A 17,870-nucleotide genomic window follows, 5' to 3' on the forward strand; every position below is an offset into this window, starting at 1 on the left:
CAGACCTGCAACGGCGTGGGTTGAGGCGGCTCACGCGCTGACATAAGGCTTGTCGATGGATCAGCGAACGAGCGGCGCTGACGCTCTCATTCAGAAGAACGATGCGGCGCCGGCGTTACTCGGCGTCATCTGCGGCCTGTCGGCTGCGCTGTTCTGGGCGCTGGGCTTTGCCGGCACGCGGCACGGCCTCAAGGTCGGTTTCACCCCGGTCGATCTGCTCGTGCATCGCTATGTCTGGTCGGGCATCGCGTTCCTGCCGCTGGTCGCGCGCGCCGGCATCGGTGATCTCTGCGGCATCGGCTGGGGCAGGGGCCTTGTGCTGATGGTGCTCGGCGGTCCCGTGATGTCGCTGATCTCCTACACTGGATTCCTGTTCGTGCCGCTCGGCCACGGCAGCGTGATCCAGCCCTCCTGCGCGACGCTCGGCGGCCTCCTGCTCGCGGCAGTCGTGCTGAAGGAGCACATCTCCGCGTCGCGCCTTGCCGGCGCCCTGGTCATCGTCGGCGGCCTCTGCGTGATCGGCGCGGAATCGATCGGCCATATCGGGTCTGATGGTGTGCTCGGCGATCTGACCTTCGTGCTCACCGGATTCATGTTCGCCGGTTTTGGCGCGCTGCTGCGGCACTGGCGCGTCTCCGCCGTGTCGGCCGCGCTCGTCATCAACGTGCTGTCGCTGCTGCTGTTGCCGATCTATCTCGCCACCGTCGGTCTCGCCCATGTCGCGGCGATCGGTGTGACCGAGAATGCCATTCAGGCGCTGGCGCAGGGCGTGCTCGCCGGCCCCGCCGCGCTTTATCTGTTCGCCGTCTCGGTCCAGCGCCTCGGCGTCGCCCGCGCCGCCGTGATCCCGGCCTGCGTGCCGGCGCTGACGCTCCTGGTCGGTTGGCTGCTGCTCGGCGAGCCGCCGACGATGTTGCAGGTGGCGGGTCTGGTCACGGTGCTGTGCGGGTTCTATCTGGCGCAGCGGCAGCGGTGATCGCATAGCGCGACCGGAGGTGCGGCAAGATTCCGGATTATGCGTCCGCTCCGTCCGGGTTACGCTGCCCGTCATGACCATCCTGCTCAACATCGACGTTCCCGACGCAGCGCAAGCGACCACCTTCTACACCGCCGCCTTCGGCCTCACGGTCGGCCGCCGCTTCGGCACCGACTTCGTCGAGCTGCTGGGCTGGCCCGCGCCGCTGTATCTTCTGACCAAGCAGGCCGGCACACCGGGCGCGGGCAGCGACCGCCGCCGCTACGAGCGGCACTGGACGCCGCTGCATATCGACGTCGTCGTTGACGACGTCGATGCCGCCGTCGCGCGCGCACTTGCCGCCGGTGCGATCCTCGAGGCGCCCGCGTGCGATGCGCCCTATGGCCGGATCGCCATGCTGGCCGATCCGTTCGGGCACGGGTTTTGTCTTCTGGCGTTCAGCGCGAAGGGGTATGACGCGCTGCTGGAGGAATAGCGCGAGCGGACGCGGGCGGCTCAGGCCTTCTTCACGAACTCCGATTTCAAATTCATCGCGCCGATGCCGTCGATCTTGCAGGCGATGTTGTGGCCGTCGGTGGCGTCCTGGAGGCGGATGTTCCTGACCTTCGTGCCGCCCTTGACGACCGACGACGACCCCTTGACCTTGAGGTCCTTCATCACGATGACGCTGTCGCCATCGGCGAGCGCATTGCCATGCGCATCGCGCACCCCGGCCTCCTGCGGAGCCGGCGCGGCCGCATCGCCCCCAGCGCGCCATTCATGGGCGCATTCCGGACAGACCCAGAGATCGCGGTCCTGATAGGCGTGCTCCGACTTACAGTTCGGGCATTTCATCGATTCGGTCATTGCTTGCCTCGTCACCCCCTAGAGCCTTTCCCGTTCCGATGGAATCGGAACGGGAAAGGCTCCAGGTTTTTGTTTTGGCGCGTTTTCTTTACGCGAACCGGTATCCACTTCGCTCGAAAACGCTCTCACGGGCGCGCCGCACGCATTCCGCCGGAAAAGATGGATTGGGAGCAAATCCTTTACCATGGCGTCCGGTCCCGGTTGAAGTGCCGGAGCCTTAGGAGTTCGGGAAAAATTCCGCGGTATCCATGTCCTGATCATACGGATACGTCGGATCCGCCGTTCGACGCTGCCGCAAGCTTTGGGAGTCCAGGTCATGAGCGAGCATCGTGCCGCTGCCAGACATCAGACGTTGCGAACCGGGATTGTCGAGTTCGACAACGGCACCGGCAGCCTCATCAGCGTGCCCTGCACGATCCGCGATGTCTCCGGCACCGGCGCCCGCCTGCAGCTCAACTCGTCGCTCTGGGTCGCCGAGCAGTTCACGTTGGTCTTCAGCAGCGGATTGCGCAACGACTGCCGCGTCGCCTGGCGCAAGGGCAGACTGATCGGCACCGCGTTCGCCGAGGGTTATGCGAGCCCGGACGAGCAGGCCGTCATGATGACCGCGGACGAGCAGTCCCGGCATCGGCTCGGGATCGGTGCGCGCGTCAGAGCGGCGCGCGAGACCCGCGGCTACACCGAAGTCCAGCTCGCCGAGCGCATCGGCGTCACGCCCGCCTTCCTGGCGCTGGCCGAAAACGGCGAGGCCGACATTCCGCTCTACCAGCTGATGCACATTGCCGATTTGCTGATGGTCGGCCTCGACGGGCTCGTGGCAGGTCCGGCGCCTGAGGACGTCGACGCGGCGTAGGGAGACACTCGCGGAACTGCGCGGCCAACAAAAATGTCGAAAACAACCCCACGCACCGTAGAAAACTCGCGTGATTTCAGGGGTCTGCGGGACCGAATATTGTGCTGCTCCGTCGGCAATCCCGGTCGTTGCTTGCCTCGCATCGATTTCGGTGATCCCGAATAAAATTTGACTCGTCGGGCGAAACAGGGGCACTATGGCATGGTGGCGCCGGTGCGACGGACAGGTGCGTCGCCGGGGCCGCGGGGCGACATGCCGAAAAAACCGAAAAGCGAAGCGACAAGAAAACCGCAAAGAAAACTGAAGACCTACCAGACCTCGCTCGGCTTCTACGACCAGGCGGTCGCCGCACCCTCGATGAAGGCGGCGCTGGAGGCCTGGGGCGCCAGCTCCAACCTCTTCCATCAGGGCGCCGCGAAGGAGACCGACGACCCCGACATCGTCGCGGCGACCATGGCAAGCCCGGGCGTCGTGCTCCGGCGCCCGGTCGGCTCCGGCGGCCCGTTCACCGAGAGCGCCGCGCTGCCGACCGATCTCGCCGACGATGAGGCCAAGCGAAAACCCAAACCCAACTCCAAGTCCAAGCCCGAGTCCAAATCCAAGTCGAAGCAGCGTCCGGCCGAGGGCGTAACAAAACAGTCACGCAAGATTGACGATCAAGACGCGCGCAAAGCCGCCGCGGCGTTCGAGAAGGAAGAGCGGCGGCGAGACGCCGAGCGACGCAAGGAAGAGGTCGCCCTCGCCAAGGAGCGCGCGCGCCGCGACAAGGCGGTCGCCATGGCCCAGGCGGCGCTGGACGCGGCGAGGCGGGAGCACGCCGCGAAGGCGGAGGCGATCGAAGCCGAGCGTGCCGCGCTCGACGAACGCGCCGAGGCCGAGCAGGGCCGGTGGGACAAGCAAAGGAAAAAGCTGGAGGAGGCTCTGCGCCGCGCGCGCACGTAGCGCGAGCGAATTTAGCTTGCCTTGCCTTGCGTCCTTTTGCACTCTTCCAGGGAAGGAGACCAACGCATGAAGATCATCACCGCCGCGTGTGCGCTCGGAACGGCCCTGGTGCTGTGCAACCTCGGGATATCGGGCGCTGAGGCCCGGACGCGGAAGGCCCAAGTGGTTCGCGAACCACAGCAGAGGCTTATCGTCACGGCGCCCGTGCTCAGGCCGACGCCGTGGGATTACTACATTGTTCCACGATATCGTTATCGCCCTGAAGACGACCGGGTCGATCCGAACGGCCCGCCCTATGTGTCGTCATGGGTCCGCTATGAGGGATGGCGGTGGCCGTACTGGTGGTAAAGGCCATCGACGGACGCGGAGCGGAATAGACGAGAAGCGAAGCCCATCGATAGCTGTCGCGGCACGATGGGTTTCGCAAGCGCTCCACCCATCCTGCGCGCTGCTCCTCGAGGCATCCCCGAGACGTGCTATGCTCCTGGGCGGGAGGAATCAGCATGAGAGTCCCTACCGCGATACTCGCCCTGCTTCTTTCAAGCCCGGCCGCCGCCCAGGAGTGCCAGACATGCTCAATGGCCGACGCCTGCATGAAGGAGTACTCTAAGGCAACGTTGGAGGCCCAAAGGGCCACGAAGCAAGCAATCCGGGACTGGAAGCAGAATCTGGACCGAAAGGCCTCCGCCGAATTGTCCAGCAGGGGCATACTCGCATTGCAGGACGCGATGGAGGCGCAGGTTCGTTCCGAGCTGGAGCGGCTGAAGGAGTGCCTGGCGAAGATCAGGTAGGGCGAAGCGCGCGGCGGAAAGCACCCGCATATAGGGACGGGTTGAGCCTTTGCCAAAACGCATGATATTCGTGGCTGGCAAGGCACTGGTTGCGCCTTCTTCGCGGCAAGCCTCGCATAAGCGCGCGTTGGGAAAGCGATGAGTGTTGGAAGGATATCAACGCGCCTCAAAGCGCCGGCCAGCCCGCTGAAGCGCGCGCCCTCGCGACAATGAATGTCTAGGCTGATGCACTGCGCTTCGCGCTGCAGGCAAACCCACCCTACGGGTCATCCGCCGATAGTCGCAGGAACTGCCGCTTCATCGCGTTGACCCTGGCGATATAGCTTGCAACCGAGTGATCGCCGCAGCGTTCGTCGGCGATCATCTGAAACTTGCGGCGCGCGTAGGCTGTGGCGGGGCCTGCGCCGCAGAGATGGATGAAGGCGGCCAGATCCTGCTTCTGCTCGCGGCTTGCCTTCACATCGCCCGCGCGGGCGAGAACGTCAGCCACGTTGCGGTCCAGGTACACCGATGCAAGCTCGATGGCGTGGCTCGGGATCGCGCGGGTATAGAGGCCCGTGAACCCGCAACCAGTCTCCGTAACCGCGTTGCCGCGGACACAGAACCGTGCGGCGTCGGCGAAAGCCGGATCGGTCATCTGGTAGAGGCCGACGGCGCTGGAGGCGGGCCGGTAGATTGCGAGCGGATTGAGGCTCAATCGCCAGCGCCAGTAGGTGCGCGCCACCGGATTGCCCGAACTCTCGACCTGCGCCAGCGCGGCCAGCAATTCGGGCGTGATCGTCGCGGTGGAATAGGCGCGAAAGAGCGGCCCGTATTGCCGCCAGTTCTCGGCCGGCTCCTTGTCGAGCGCGTTGCCGACGAAGACGAACAGCTCGGTCGGCTTGCGGATGACGTGATAGACGATGTTCAGAAGGGCTGCGACCGCAAGCAGGATCGCCGCGCTGCCTGCGATCCGAACCATCCGCGGTGCGCGCGCGAACCTCTTTCGCATCCACCGGGCGCCTCGCCGGACGCTGCGAAGGCGGGGGAGGAGGCGTTTGCTTTTTCGTGGCATGGGTCTGGTGGGAGCGCGTGGATGAGTTGAGGCTTTGCGAAATCCATCACCTGACGGGGTCGATGGGGATCGACTCGCTCCACCCATCCTATGGATCGTGTGGGGTATCACTGCAACGATTCGTCCCTGTCCTCCGAGAGTTGGGTGCACCGTCACCGCAATTCGAACCGCAACTATGAGAGGTTGAGCGCTGATGACATCCATCATCGCTGCGTGCCGGGGCGGAAACTGCACAAAAATGGCAAAGCTGCGACTGTCAACGACATATCTGATTAGAAGGTCGCTTATCCACGTAATACACTCAGCGCCGTTTGGGGTACGGGGAGCGTTGGGAGGGTCAATCATGGCAAGTGTCGAACAATTGCGCAGACGTGAAGGCGTAAACCTGGTCCAGCTCGAGGCGGACATTGCATCGGTGCGCACGGGAAGCTCGATTGCTTCAATTGCGCTGCCCGATTACGTCGAGCACACCGAGGGGGTCACGCGCGTGGGCGCGCTCAGTGCTGAGGCGGTCATTCGTGACTATGAGTCCGCTGCAAAGGAGATCGAGGCCATGGGCGCCGAGCTGATCGATGCCGCGCGAAAATGCGAGGCGCTGACAGCCCAGGTCCATGATGCGATCGCCTTCATGCGCGAGACGGCAGCGGGGTATCGCGACGAGGGGCGGAAGATCTTCAAACGCATCGAGGAATGCGCGCTCTTCACGGAAGACGTCCGCAAGACGTGCGAGCAGGTCAAGCGCAGGATGAAGGACGTCTCGGTCGGCGAGTACTGCAGCGAGGAGCTTGCGACGGAAGAGCTCGAGCCGACCGGGATCGAAGCCAAGGTGTCGGTGTGCGAGGTACGGTGAGGCGGGCGTAGAGCGTCGTTCGCAGGATGGGGTGAGCGCTCGCGCGCCCCCATTCTGCGGGCTGAGCTTCAAAGCCAATCGCGCGTCGACGGGAAACAAGCCCGTTTGCGAGAGTCCCAGACGTAATCCGAACCGCCGCAAGGCGGACGCGCACGCGACGTGGCCGGACATTGATTCCAGACCCGCGCACCCGTTGCCCAGCCATCGACCACGCACGCGCCGGAAACGGTGGCGTGGCAACCGGTGCCGCAGCCGTCTGCGGCGCTGGCCGCGCAGACTGCAAACAGAAGCATCATTGGGGTCAACAGGATGCGTGAAAGGTGCCTGGTCATGGGCTTGCTCCTTCATGCCGAGGCCCGTCGTGACGTCGCACAGATCTGGCCGAGGGCCTGCCGGCCGATCACCGCGCAGCATAGCACCAAGGTTCTTGGCACCAAGGTTCTTGGCACCAAGGTTCTTGGCACCAAGGTTCTTGGCACCAAGGTTCTTGGCACCAAGGTTCTTGGCACCAAGGCTCTTGGCACCAAGCCTCTTGGCCGAGAACGCTGACGGCTTACCAATCCGGATCGTAGGGGTCGGCCATATAGGGCGGGGGCATCCAGCGTCCTCGCGGCGGCGGTGGCCTGGGCCGCCGGGGGGCGGTCGCTTGCACGTGCGGCCGTGCAGGCGCAGCCGTCTCGTTGCTCGTCGCGCTCCGCACGACCGGTTTCGCGGGTGCAGGCGCGGCTGACGTCGTCAGTTGCGTTTGCAGCGCCTGGACCTGTGCGGCGAGGCGCGCATTGTCCGCGGCATCCTTCTCCTGCGCCGCCTTGAGCTGTTGAATGGTGTCGGCCTGCTCGCGCAGCGTCTGCTCGTTGCGGCTTTTCAGTTGCTCGAGCTTTCCGTTGATGCTCGCAAGCTCGCTGGTGATGGTCTTGAGCGATTGCGCGAGATCGGACGATGACGGATCAGGCGCCGTGGCGCCGGTTCTTGGCGCGTCAGGTCTTGCAGCGTCAGGTTTTGGAGCCTCAGCTCTTGGAGCGTCAGTTCTTGGAGCGCTTTCCGTTTCCTTGCCGAGCGGCGGCGCGGGCACCGGACTGGGCCCATCCGCAGCAGCCAGTTGCACGGCCGGCGGTTGCGCCGGACTTTCGACCACGGACGCTCGCGCGGGTTCGCTCGCGGCCGGCGGAGCCCATCGCGCCATGATGGACCTGGTCATCGACTTGGCCTCATCGCGATATTGCGAAGCGAAGGCGGCGCCGAGAAGGCCGATCGCCAGCACGAGGCCAACCAGGGCACGCAGCATGGTCCGATCTCCCTTCAGGCCTTGATTGCCCACCTTGCTAACCGGTGCCGGCGCCTTGTCCCTGGGAGCCTCGGCTGCCTTCGCACCGGCGCTGGCCTGCGAGGCCCGCGGGACTTCGTTGCCGCGTTCCATTCCGGAAACCAGCCGGTCCAGCCGCGCAAGGTCCTGCTCTGCGCTCTTGATCTGGTCATAGGCCCGCGCCAGCCCGCCATCGGCGCGCACCTCGTCCGGCTTGGCGGCCTCAGGCTTTTGGGCCTCAGGCTTGTCGGTATCAGGCTTGGGGTCGTTCGCTTCAGGCACCGATGCGCGCTCCATCCAGTCGGGCGTCAATGGGAGTGCGGCAGTCCGAACGTCGGAAGGATAGGCCTCACCGTTGTCCAACACAACGCGCGTGCGAAGGAGAAATTATGGCGGGCTACGGTTGCTGAAGCAGCCGGGCGCTGCTCCCCCCGGGGCATCCCTGCGACGTGCTGTGCTATCGCGGGAGGAAGCGCCATGAGGGTCTCTACCGCGACACTCGCCCTGCTTCTTTCAGGTCCGGCCGCGGCCCGGGAGTGCCAGACATGCTCAATGGCCGACGCCTGCATGAAGGAGTACGTTAAGACGACGTCGGAGGCCCAAAAGGCCACCAAGCAAGCCATCCGGGATTGGAAGCAGAATCTGGACAGAAAGGCCTCCGCAGAATTGTCCAGCAGGGGCATACTCGCATTGCAAGACGCCATGGAGGCGCAGGTTCGTACGGAGCTGGAGCGCCTGAAGGAGTCCTGGCGAAGATCAGGTAGGGAGGGGCGCAAAGGAGGATCCAATGAAATCGCTTCTGCTGCTCACGGCGAGCGGTCCGCTGCTCATTCTCACCTCGCACCAGTCCCTGGACGACCAGAAGCTCCTAGGGGTGCTCAGGCAAAAAGGTATCGGCAAGTTCGTCGCGTTCGAGGTTCCCTTGTCGCTCGCCAGAGAGCGCTACGGCGGGCACTTTCACGCGGTCGAAAGCAATCTGCACGAGACCGATGATTTGAGAGTGCTCGACTTCAACGGCCAGCGGGTCTTTCAGCTCTTTCATTTCGAAGAGCTCGGTTCACCGATCCTGATAGAGCGGTCGTGATCCGGCTTTATTCGGCGGCGAAAGGGGATGTGTTGAGCAGGGCTGTTCCGAAGAGACGCCGATTGAGGTACGGTGGAAGCTTGGACCCGTGGAGTCTGCCATGACGTCATATACTGTCGGGTTGAAGCTCGGGGTGCGTGCCAAGGTGCTCACGATCGAAGCCGAGGACGCATTGGTCGCGGCGCTGAAGATCAAGCTCGAGAACCCCGAGGCACTCGTCACCTACGTTCGCAAGTCAAACCGGCGTGGCGATCGTCGTCACCCGCACGAAGTGCAGCGGGCCAAGACAACTGGCTAAAGCGCGATGAGATTGAGATGAATCGTCATCGCGCTTTAGGTTGTTGTTTGAGCATGATCTTTTCGGAAAACCGCTTCGCACTTTTCCGGATCATGCGTTAGCCGATGCCGAGACCGCGGCAGGTAGCCCGGATTTCGCTTCCGCCTTCGCTCTTCGAGCTACGGCGGACAAGTCGCTCCATCCGGGCTACGCTCGCTCCCCCCCCGCTGTGTCGGAATACGCAGTTGTCGTTAGTGACGTGTCGCGCGAATTTCGAGCGTCGTCTGGGTGAGCTTGGCCACGAACCCCTCAAAATGCATGACCCTTTGTCTGGTCAATTGTCCATGCAACTCGGCGATCTTCTGGGATTCGGCGATCAACGATCCGCACACCTGTTTCGCGTACTCCATCTGAAGCTCAAAGGCCTCGACGGGTGAGCGCGCCGCCGCGAGCTTTCCCAGGAAGTTCCAGGCGTGCTCAAGCGACGTCCTCGTGTAGTCGCTATAGGCATCGGCAATCGCCTGCGGGCTGGCCTGGGAGGGTTCCACCGGTGCGACGGGCGCGCTTGCAGCGATCTCCATCCCGGAAGCCTCGCCTGGCAAGGCTGCAGCCGAGGGTACCTGAGCACTGATCTCTCGGCTCGTCTCTTGCCTTATCTCTTGCTCGGCCTCTTGCCTGTTCTCTTGGGTGCTCTCTTGCTTGTTCTCTTGGCTGATCTCCGCCGAGGCATCCGGCAATTGATGGGCCGCAGTTGCGTGTTGCTCGCCGGCCCTGGTCCGTTGCCCGGCCTTCTTCTTCGCGCCGCGCCGGCCGGATTTTCCCGTTGTCTTATTTTCGCCCGCACTCAACATTGCAAATAACTCCTGAATATCGCTGAAGCCGCAAGCCTCCGTCGTGTTTGCGCTGAAATCGCGATTGTGGGTTGTCGCTTGCGTGGCGGCCATGTGGTGAGATTTTGCCGGGCACCGGCCAGGCGCAATTCGCGGGTGACGGCCTGGACTGCTTCGCAGAGCCTGTCATCGGGCCGCGCTCCGCGCGGACCCGGTGGCTCGCAATGACGGGCGTCCTGGTCCTCGCGCGTTCGTCGTCACCCGAACAGGGCGACATAGACCACGTAGAGCCAGCCCAAGATGCCGTGGATGATCGCCCACAGGATCGAATGATTGTTGGTGTAGGAGATTGCGATGGCGAGTGCGGAGCCAAAACCCACGCCGTATTTGGCGCCCTCGACCCGAACCCCGTAGTAGCGATTGCCGTTCATGGCGGTCCTTCCTGCGGGCCACGCTTGCTCATCACGCCTTATAAAAGTCTTCCGGTCGTTGTGAAATGGCACACAGACGGCAGCCCCCAGGTCTGCTTCTATGGCGCCGACACCAGACCCTCGTGCGCTGCTTGGTGATGCGCATCGGGTGGGTCGGCATTTGGCAATTTCGGGATGATCGCTATGGGCGTTTTCAATCGCACGGCCATGCTTTGCAGCTCTTTCATCGTGTCCACCATGAGCGGGTGAACCGAGAGATTTTCGCGTGCGCGCAACGGCGCGTGCAGGGATTTTTCTTGAGGCCCCGCCGGTGACGGACGGGGCCTTTCCATTTTTCATGTCAGCCCACGACTGCCCGGCGGTGCCTTCGCGAAGAAGGATGCAGGGTCATGTGGGAGTATTTTGGACCCGATTTCGCTTTTGACGTGGTGAAGGGATTTGTCGCCGGCGTTGCCTCCATGGCGTTTCAGGTCGTGGCGCCGCGGGCGTTTCGTGCCGCGAAGCGATTTCGCGAGCACTGGGTTGCCAGAAAAGACGCAAGGCAAGCACGCCGCAACGCGCCGGCGAATGATGAGCCGTGAGGTCTCTGAGCGAAGCGAAACCCATCAATAGCCGTCATGGCACGATGGGTTTCGCAAGTGCTCTGCCCATCCTGCGAGCTAAAAGTTGAGTGCACTGTCACCGTAATTCTGAAACGGTGACGAATGGTCCCTAAGCCTGAAGATTTGAGTGCACTGTCACCTCTTGGGGCCGGCAATCAATAGCGGCCGCCGCTGCCTTTTTGCTGCGTGATCCAGTCCGACAATGTTTTCGGTGTCGATTTCGCAGTCCGGCCCGGTGATGCCTTCGGATTGTCGCGGACGCCTTTGGTCGGACGGGCGCGCGGCGCTTCCGTTGCGTTGACGCCCTTCAGGGCAGCCGTCGATGCCTCTGCGGCTTCCCTCTCGAGGCGCAACTGTTTCAATCGCGCCATCTTGATGCGCTCTGCCTCGACTTCGGGGCGTTCGGCGAGTTGCGGCTTGTGTTGAGCAAGCTCCGCCGGGACCAGGACACCGAGTATGGTGGTTTCGCCGAGCGCCTTGCAGGCTTCGAGCCGATGCAGTCCCTCGACCAGAACGAGGCGGTCTCCGTCGAGCCGAACGGAAATGGGCGTCTGTTGTCCGATGTCCAGAATACTTTCCGCGATCTCACCGACGATCTCGGGCTTGATGGCCTTCTTCATTTTCGTGGGAACGAAAATCTTCTCGATCGGGAAGCCCTCCGGTTTGGGCATAACTTGACTCCACTTCTACCGGGCCCGTCGGAACCCATGCCGGTGAGGTCAGGAGTTTAGGGGGGAAGGGCCCGACCGCAAAGGCAATTCAGACGAGTGCGGTTTGCACTTAATAAGGGACGCATGCCAAAGTTAAGCCCGCAGGATAGGTGGAGCGAAGCGAACCCCATCACTGGTCGTTGCAGAAGGATGAGTTTCGCAAGGACTCAACCCATCCTACGAGCTGAGAGCTTTGAGGAGAGCGATTCCACGTGGCGACGTTTTATAGGCATAGGTGCCGTTCGGTGCTTGCTCTACACATTTGAGGTCGAGCAGATAGAGAATCGAAGTTGCCGTGTCGTTGGTCTCCAGGTGCTGCGCCAGTGCCAGTTGGTGCGGGTTTATGAAATTGCCTACCCCTGTGCGCCGTTGGAGGACTAGTGCGTCGAGCGGATTGAGTTGCTTCAATACCGTCACAAACTCTATGCGCACCTTGCTTTGGGTGGCTTCATCCATCGCATTTGCCAGCAGTTGAGCCCAGAGTTCTCGCAACTCGTCTCGAGTTTCGTCTTGAGCTGCCTCGAGAATATCCAGCGCAATGCGCGGCGGAGCGCCCTTCAATTTTTTCGCATCACGCTTTGCTAGGATCTCGTCGACGCGTCTGCTGTACCAGTCGAGAGACAGGGTGCGCACGAACCGCAGCGGGTCGCCTATCGTTATTCCGACGGCGTCAACGATCGGATTTCCGAGCACACGATTGAAAAAGCTGGCTAGGTCGCGCGCCGCATCAATCGCATTGTCAGTTGTTTTTGCTATTTCTTGTGCGGCTTTCGCCGTTTCTTTGCCGAATGGCTCAGGCCCGTCCGTCATGTTGGACCACTTTTCTCAAAAGAGCCCGCTCTCGAATGAGAGCGGGCTCTTAGTGGTTGTCATTGCTAGTTTAGCAAGGCTCTATCTCACGAACACCCCGTCGTGCTGCCGCAAGTATCGCACTTCATGCAGGTGCCGTTCCGCACCAGCGTGAAGTTGCCGCACTCTGAGCACATCTCGCCTTCGTAGCCCTTGGCCTTGGCTTCCGCGCGGCGCTCGGCCTTGGTGGGGACGAGCGTCTGTGCGGTGCTGCCGGCCTTGCTCCACTGGAGCGCCTCTAGCTTCTCCGTGGGGGAGAGGTCGTGGCTGGCCTCCTGCTTCAGGGCGACGGCGCCTTCGATGGCATCGCCGGCGCGGGCCGAGGTGCCGTGCGAGGCGAGGGCGGTGACCTTGCTGCCGCCGGTCGGGGCGCTGTCGTTGCCCTGGGCGACCGCGGCGGAGCCGCCGCGCATCACGACGAGGTTGTCGGTGCGGGAGCGGGTGAGGCCGCGCGAGACCAGCTTGGTCGCGTGCTGGGTCTCGTCCGGCTCCTTGCCTTCCTCGACGCCCTTGCCGAGCGCGTCGAAGTTCGACTCGGTCGGATCGACATGGGCGAGATCGAAGCGCGACATGTAGCTCACCGCCAGCTCGCGGAAGACGTAGTCGAGGATCGAGGTCGCGTACTTGATGCTGTCGTTGCCCTGCACGGGGCCCGCCGGCTCGAAGCGGGTGAAGGTGAAGGCGTCGACATATTCGTCGAGCGGCACGCCGTACTGGAGGCCCAGCGACACCGCGATGGCGAAGTTGTTGATGAAGGAGCGCAGTGCCGCACCTTCCTTGTGCATGTCGATGAAGATCTCGCCGAGACGGCCGTCGTCATACTCGCCGGTTCGGAGATAGACCTTGTGGCCGCCGACGACCGCCTTCTGGGTGTAGCCCTTGCGGCGATCCGGCATCTTCTCGCGCTCGCGCATCACGATGATGCGCTCGACCAGCTTCTCGACGATCTTTTCCGAGACCTGGGTGGCACGCGCCGCCATCGGCTTCTCGTAGAGCGACTCGACCGCATCCTCCTCGTCCTCATCGTCGGCGATGAGCTGCGAGTTGAGCGGCTGGGAGAGCTTGGAGCCGTCGCGATAGAGCGCGTTGGCCTTCAGCGCGAGCTTCCACGACAGCATGTAGGCGGACTTGCAGTCCTCCACCGTGGCGTCGTTCGGCATGTTGATGGTCTTGGAGATCGCGCCCGAGATGAAGGGCTGGGCCGCCGCCATCATGCGGATGTGGCTCTCGACCGACAGATAGCGCTTGCCGATCTTGCCGCAGGGGTTGGCGCAGTCGAACACCGAATAGTGCTCGGCCTTGAGGTGCGGGGCACCTTCCACCGTCATCGCGCCACAGATGTGGACGTTGGCCGCCTCGATCTCGCGCTTGGTGAAGCCCACGGCCTGGAGCAGGTCGAAGCCGGGGGCTGCGATCGCCTCGGCGCCGATGCCGAGCTGGTCGCGGATGAAATCCTCGCCAAAGGTCCACTTGTTGAAGGCGAACTTGATGTCGAAGGCGGTCGGCAGGGCCTTTTCGACCTTGGCGATGGCTTCATCGGTGAAGCCTTTGGCCTTCAGCGTCGAGGCGTTGATGGCCGGCGCGTTGGAGAGCGAGCCGTGGCCGACGGCGTAGGCCTCGATCTCCGCGATCTCGCTCTCGCGATAACCGAGCGCGCGCAGCGCCGCGGGGACCGCGCGGTTGATGATCTTGAAGTAGCCGCCGCCGGCGAGCTTCTTGAATTTCACCAGCGCGAAGTCGGGCTCGATGCCGGTGGTGTCGCAATCCATGACGAGGCCGATGGTGCCGGTCGGCGCGATCACCGTGGTCTGGGCATTGCGATAGCCGTGCTTCTCGCCGAGCTCGAGCGCCGCATCCCAGGCTGCCTGAGCTCGCGTGACGATGTCAGCCTGCGGGCAGGACACGAGGTCCATCGGCACCGGGTTCACCGAGAGCGCCTCGTAGCCGTTGGACTGGCCGTGGGCGGCGCGGCGGTGGTTGCGGATCACGCGCAGCATGTGCGCGGCGTTCTTCTTGTAGCCGGGGAAGGTGCCCAGTTCAGCAGCCATTTCCGCGGAGGTCTTGTAGGTGATGCCGGTCATCACAGCGGTGAGGGCGCCGCAGAGCGCGCGGCCTTCCTTGCTGTCATAGGACAGGCCCATGGTCATCAGCAGGCCGCCGATGTTGGCATAGCCGAGGCCGAGCGTGCGGAACTCGTAGGAGAGCTCGGCGATCGCACGGGACGGGAACTGCGCCATCATCACGGAGATTTCGAGCACGATAGTCCAGAGCTGGCAGAGGTGCTCGTAGCCGGCGACGTCGAACTGCTTGGTCTCGGTGTTGTAGAAGGTCAGCAGGTTGGCGGAGGCGAGGTTGCACGCCGTATCGTCCAGGAACATGTATTCCGAGCACGGATTGGACGCGCGGATGTCGCCGGACGCCTTGCAGGTGTGCCAGTCGTTCATGGTGGTGTTGAAGTGCAGGCCGGGATCGGCCGACGCCCAGGCGGCGTAGCCGATCTTCTCCCAGAGGTCGCGCGCCTTCAGCGTCTTGGTGATCTTCTTCGTCGTGCGTCCCACGAGGTTCCAGTCGCCATCGGTTTCCACGGCGCGGAGGAAGTCGTCCTTCAGCGAGACCGAGTTGTTGGAGTTCTGGCCTGATACCGTGAGGTAGGCTTCCGAATCCCAGTCGGTGTCATAGACGTCGAACTGGATGTCCTTGTAGCCCTGCTTGGCGAACTGCATCACGCGCTTGATGTAATTGTCAGGCACGAGGCTGCGGCGCGCGAGCTTGATCTCGCGGCGGAGCGCCGGGTTCTTCTCGGGGTCGAAGCAATCGTCGCCCGAGCCTTCGCAGTTCACGCAGGCCTTCAGCACCGCCTTGAGGTGCTTCTGGTTGATCTTGGATCCGGTGACGAGAGCCGCGACCTTCTGCTCCTCCTTCACCTTCCAGTCGATATAGGTCTCGATGTCGGGGTGATCGACGTCGACGACGACCATCTTGGCGGCGCGGCGCGTGGTGCCGCCCGACTTGATCGCGCCGGCGGCGCGGTCGCCGATCTTGAGGAAGCTCATCAGGCCGCTCGAGCGGCCGCCGCCGGAGAGCTTCTCGCCTTCGCCGCGCAGGCGGGAGAAGTTGGAGCCGGTGCCGGAGCCGTATTTGAACAGGCGGGCTTCGCGGACCCAGAGGTCCATGATGCCGCCCTCGTTGACGAGATCGTCACCGACGCCCTGGATGAAGCAGGCGTGCGGCTGCGGGTGCTCGTAGGCCGACTTGGACTTGGTCAGCTTGCCGGTGAAGGGGTCGACGTAATAGTGGCCCTGGCCCGGGCCGTCGATGCCATAGGCCCAGTGCAGGCCGGTGTTGAACCATTGCGGCGAGTTCGGCGCGACCATCTGCATGGCGAGCATGTAGCGGATCTCGTCATAGAAGGTCTGGGCGTCCTCGTCGGAGGAGAAGTAGTTGCCCTTCCAGCCCCAATAGGTCCAGCAGCCGGCGAGGCGATCGAACACCTGCTTGGCCGAGAGCTCGCTGACGAAGCGCTCTTTCTCGGGGAGAGCGGCGAGCGCCTCGGTGTCGGGCACGGAGCGCCACAGGAAGGAGGGGACGGACTCCTCCTCGACCTTCTTCAGGCGCGCGGCGACGCCGGCCTTGCGGAAATACTTCTGGGCGAGCACGTCGGAGGCGACCTGCGACCACTCGGTCGGCACCTCGACGTTCTCAAGCTTGAACACGACCGAGCCGTCGGGATTCCGGATCTCCGACGTGGTCAGCCGGAAATCGATCCCGGCGTAAGGTGACTGTCCCGAAGTGGTGTGGCGCCGCTCAATCCGCATGGTCTTGCCCCGTCCTTTTATCTGCCGGACTGCCTCCGCAAGGCGCCCGGGTCGCTATTTCGGTTCGCGATTCCTCCAAGGACCTCATCGGCCCAAAGGCTTCGCAGTTCAGCCGGTGGATCCGGCCCAGTTTCTCCCAACGCGATGGTTCTCATCCGCCGGCATGTCCACACCCATCCGCCCCCAAGGGGATGTGCGCGACATGCGTTCAACGCCCCACACGCCACTTCAACCAATGCCATCCGAGCCTGTTGCCGGCCCGTTCTGGCGCCCGAAGGTCTGCATTTCGAGGGCAGACAAGCCCTCATCCGCGGCCTTTGGCTGGCTTGGCGGAGTGACGATTTGCGAGACCCTTTGGGGGAGTGCCGGCGGGACGCAAACTCACTCGCGCCGAACGGACCGAAAGCTAGGACTCTCCGTTGCGCCCGTCAAGAACTAGTGCGAGTTCCTGAATCAAATACTAAATATGGTGGATTGCGGGGGATAACAGGGGGCAAGCCCGCGCCTGTTGTTGAGCCAAGTATCAGTGAGTCCTCAGGGATTCCCAACCAAAAAAATTTGCATCCCGTGACGATACGGACCCTTCACCCCACTGTTCACAGGGCAGGTATATTTTTCGGGACCGGGCTTGCCTCAGCGGGACTCACGTAGGGCTACGGAAGGTGAGGGCAGGCATGCCCGCCGGGGTGGTGGTGGCGCGTACGAATCCGCGCCAAGCTGACCGCGATTTTGCCGGGTACCCCACATGCTTGATTCGACTCGCCGGGATGCGCGACCGCGCATCGCCCCGGCCGGCCTGATGTTCCTCGCCATCACCTCGATCGGCTGGGGCTTCAACTGGCCGGTGACGAAATTCCTGCTGTCCGAGCTGCCGCCGCTGACGCTGCGCGGGGTGACCGGCGTGCTGGGCGCGGTGCTGCTCGCCGCCCTCGCGCTGATCCGCCGGCAGAGCCTTAAGGTGGGGCCGGGGATCTGGCCGCGCTTACTGACCGCCGCCGTCCTCAACGTCACCGGCTGGATGGTGCTGATGGGCCTGGCGCTGCTCTGGCTGCCGGCCAGCGAGGCGGCGCTGATCGCCTACACCATGCCGGTCTGGGCCTCGCTGATCGCCTGGCCGGTGCTGGGCGAGCGGCCGACCGTGCTGCGCACGCTGGGGCTGGTGATGGCCTTCGTCGGCCTGGCCTCGATCATGGGCGGCAACGGCTTTGCCGCAAGCGTGGAGAAGCTGCCGGGCATCATCATGGCGCTGGCCGGCGCGCTCGGCTTCGCCATCGGCACGGTGTTCTCGAAGAAGTACCCGATCCATCTGCCGCCGATCACGGCCGCGGCCTGGCAGATCGGGATCGGCTGCCTGCCGATCTCGATCATCGGCCTCTTGGTCGAGACCACGCATCTTTCGCTGGTGACGCCGGTCGGCTGGTGGCTGCTGGTCTATTCCACCGTGGTGCAGTTCTGCATCGCCTATGTCAGCTGGTTCGCGGCACTGGCGCGGCTGCCGGCCTCGGTCGCCGCGATCGGCACCATGGCCGTGCCTGTCATTGGCGTGGTCGCCTCCGCGCTGGCGCTGGGCGAGCCGCTGGGGCCGGGCCAGATCGCCGCGCTGATCTTCACGCTGGCAGCCGTGGTGCTGGCGACGCGCTAGCTCGAGAACCAGGCA

Annotated in this window: 20 protein-coding genes; 11 read left to right on the plus strand and 9 right to left on the minus strand. The window is 63.6% G+C overall.

Features of this window, described 5'->3' with window-relative positions:
- The first annotated feature begins 55 nt into the window (after positions 1–55).
- A complete protein-coding gene (locus CT676_RS32460) occupies positions 56–976 on the plus strand; it encodes a DMT family transporter (RefSeq protein WP_135216145.1) in 921 nt (306 codons plus the stop codon).
- A 73-nt stretch (positions 977–1,049) separates the two neighbouring features.
- Entirely contained in the window at positions 1,050–1,451 is a 402-nt protein-coding gene (locus CT676_RS32465) for a VOC family protein (RefSeq protein ID WP_028161191.1), read from the plus strand.
- Positions 1,452–1,471: 20 nt separating this feature from the next.
- Here the strand turns inward: CT676_RS32465 and CT676_RS32470 are convergent, their stop codons facing one another.
- Positions 1,472–1,822, minus strand: coding sequence for a zinc ribbon domain-containing protein YjdM (locus CT676_RS32470; RefSeq protein WP_135216146.1), 351 nt, complete (start codon positions 1,820–1,822; stop codon positions 1,472–1,474).
- A gap of 316 nt (positions 1,823–2,138) precedes the next feature.
- On the opposite strand from CT676_RS32470, the gene CT676_RS32475 reads away from it, so the two are divergent.
- From CT676_RS32475 to CT676_RS32490, 4 genes are all read left to right on the plus strand, one after another.
- Positions 2,139–2,675 carry a helix-turn-helix domain-containing protein gene (locus CT676_RS32475; RefSeq protein WP_135216147.1) on the plus strand — a complete coding sequence of 179 codons (537 nt, stop codon included), beginning with the start codon at positions 2,139–2,141 and terminating at the stop codon, positions 2,673–2,675.
- Between the two features lie 252 nt (positions 2,676–2,927).
- Complete coding sequence (locus tag CT676_RS32480) at positions 2,928–3,617, plus strand: cell envelope biogenesis protein TolA (RefSeq protein WP_135216148.1); 690 nt, start codon at positions 2,928–2,930, stop codon at positions 3,615–3,617.
- Between the two features lie 66 nt (positions 3,618–3,683).
- Positions 3,684–3,965 (plus strand): hypothetical protein, encoded by a 282-nt coding sequence (locus CT676_RS32485; RefSeq protein WP_071914421.1) that lies wholly within the window; start codon positions 3,684–3,686, stop codon positions 3,963–3,965.
- A 230-nt stretch (positions 3,966–4,195) separates the two neighbouring features.
- Positions 4,196–4,408 (plus strand): hypothetical protein, encoded by a 213-nt coding sequence (locus CT676_RS32490; protein WP_244623325.1) that lies wholly within the window; start codon positions 4,196–4,198, stop codon positions 4,406–4,408.
- 259 nt (positions 4,409–4,667) lie between these two features.
- Here CT676_RS32490 and CT676_RS32500 read toward each other — a convergent pair whose 3' ends face one another.
- On the minus strand, positions 4,668–5,462 hold the full coding sequence (locus CT676_RS32500) for a transglycosylase SLT domain-containing protein (RefSeq protein WP_135216149.1): 795 nt from the start codon (positions 5,460–5,462) through the stop codon (positions 4,668–4,670).
- A 343-nt stretch (positions 5,463–5,805) separates the two neighbouring features.
- Here CT676_RS32500 and CT676_RS32505 point away from each other — a divergent pair, with 343 nt between their 5' ends.
- Entirely contained in the window at positions 5,806–6,312 is a 507-nt protein-coding gene (locus CT676_RS32505; protein WP_071914417.1) for a hypothetical protein, read from the plus strand.
- A gap of 330 nt (positions 6,313–6,642) precedes the next feature.
- A complete protein-coding gene (locus CT676_RS45450) occupies positions 6,643–6,861 on the plus strand; it encodes a hypothetical protein (RefSeq protein WP_244623326.1) in 219 nt (72 codons plus the stop codon).
- A 4-nt stretch (positions 6,862–6,865) separates the two neighbouring features.
- Here the strand turns inward: CT676_RS45450 and CT676_RS32520 are convergent, their stop codons facing one another.
- Entirely contained in the window at positions 6,866–7,912 is a 1,047-nt protein-coding gene (locus CT676_RS32520) for a hypothetical protein (protein WP_135216175.1), read from the minus strand.
- Positions 7,913–8,402: 490 nt separating this feature from the next.
- Between CT676_RS32520 and CT676_RS32530 the strand changes: the two genes are divergently transcribed.
- Both CT676_RS32530 and CT676_RS32535 read left to right on the plus strand, forming a co-directional pair.
- Positions 8,403–8,699: a hypothetical protein gene (locus CT676_RS32530; RefSeq protein ID WP_014495618.1), complete on the plus strand. Its 297-nt coding sequence runs from the start codon at positions 8,403–8,405 to the stop codon at positions 8,697–8,699.
- A 100-nt stretch (positions 8,700–8,799) separates the two neighbouring features.
- On the plus strand, positions 8,800–8,997 hold the full coding sequence (locus CT676_RS32535; protein ID WP_014495617.1) for a hypothetical protein: 198 nt from the start codon (positions 8,800–8,802) through the stop codon (positions 8,995–8,997).
- Positions 8,998–9,227: 230 nt separating this feature from the next.
- On the opposite strand, the gene CT676_RS32540 is transcribed toward CT676_RS32535, so the two are convergent.
- From CT676_RS32540 to CT676_RS32565, 6 genes are all read right to left on the minus strand, one after another.
- Positions 9,228–9,920 carry a phasin family protein gene (locus CT676_RS32540; protein ID WP_244623327.1) on the minus strand — a complete coding sequence of 231 codons (693 nt, stop codon included), beginning with the start codon at positions 9,918–9,920 and terminating at the stop codon, positions 9,228–9,230.
- Between the two features lie 143 nt (positions 9,921–10,063).
- The gene (locus tag CT676_RS44420) at positions 10,064–10,237 is read right to left on the minus strand and encodes a hypothetical protein (protein ID WP_166096372.1); all 174 of its coding nucleotides are present in this window, start codon (positions 10,235–10,237) and stop codon (positions 10,064–10,066) included.
- A 98-nt stretch (positions 10,238–10,335) separates the two neighbouring features.
- Positions 10,336–10,569 carry a hypothetical protein gene (locus CT676_RS32545; RefSeq protein ID WP_135216151.1) on the minus strand — a complete coding sequence of 78 codons (234 nt, stop codon included), beginning with the start codon at positions 10,567–10,569 and terminating at the stop codon, positions 10,336–10,338.
- A 425-nt stretch (positions 10,570–10,994) separates the two neighbouring features.
- Complete coding sequence (locus tag CT676_RS32555; RefSeq protein WP_071914406.1) at positions 10,995–11,510, minus strand: ParB N-terminal domain-containing protein; 516 nt, start codon at positions 11,508–11,510, stop codon at positions 10,995–10,997.
- A 216-nt stretch (positions 11,511–11,726) separates the two neighbouring features.
- Positions 11,727–12,359 carry an Abi-alpha family protein gene (locus tag CT676_RS32560; protein WP_135216153.1) on the minus strand — a complete coding sequence of 211 codons (633 nt, stop codon included), beginning with the start codon at positions 12,357–12,359 and terminating at the stop codon, positions 11,727–11,729.
- A gap of 86 nt (positions 12,360–12,445) precedes the next feature.
- Positions 12,446–16,213 carry a vitamin B12-dependent ribonucleotide reductase gene (locus tag CT676_RS32565; RefSeq protein WP_135216154.1) on the minus strand — a complete coding sequence of 1,256 codons (3,768 nt, stop codon included), beginning with the start codon at positions 16,211–16,213 and terminating at the stop codon, positions 12,446–12,448.
- 745 nt (positions 16,214–16,958) lie between these two features.
- Here CT676_RS32565 and CT676_RS32570 point away from each other — a divergent pair.
- Positions 16,959–17,855, plus strand: coding sequence for a DMT family transporter (locus CT676_RS32570; protein WP_135216155.1), 897 nt, complete (start codon positions 16,959–16,961; stop codon positions 17,853–17,855).
- Positions 17,856–17,870: the final 15 nt, after the last annotated feature.

Origin of the sequence: Bradyrhizobium sp. MOS001 (assembly GCF_004634465.1) — a bacterium.
In the GTDB taxonomy this organism is placed as follows: Bacteria; Pseudomonadota; Alphaproteobacteria; order Rhizobiales; family Xanthobacteraceae; genus Bradyrhizobium; species Bradyrhizobium barranii.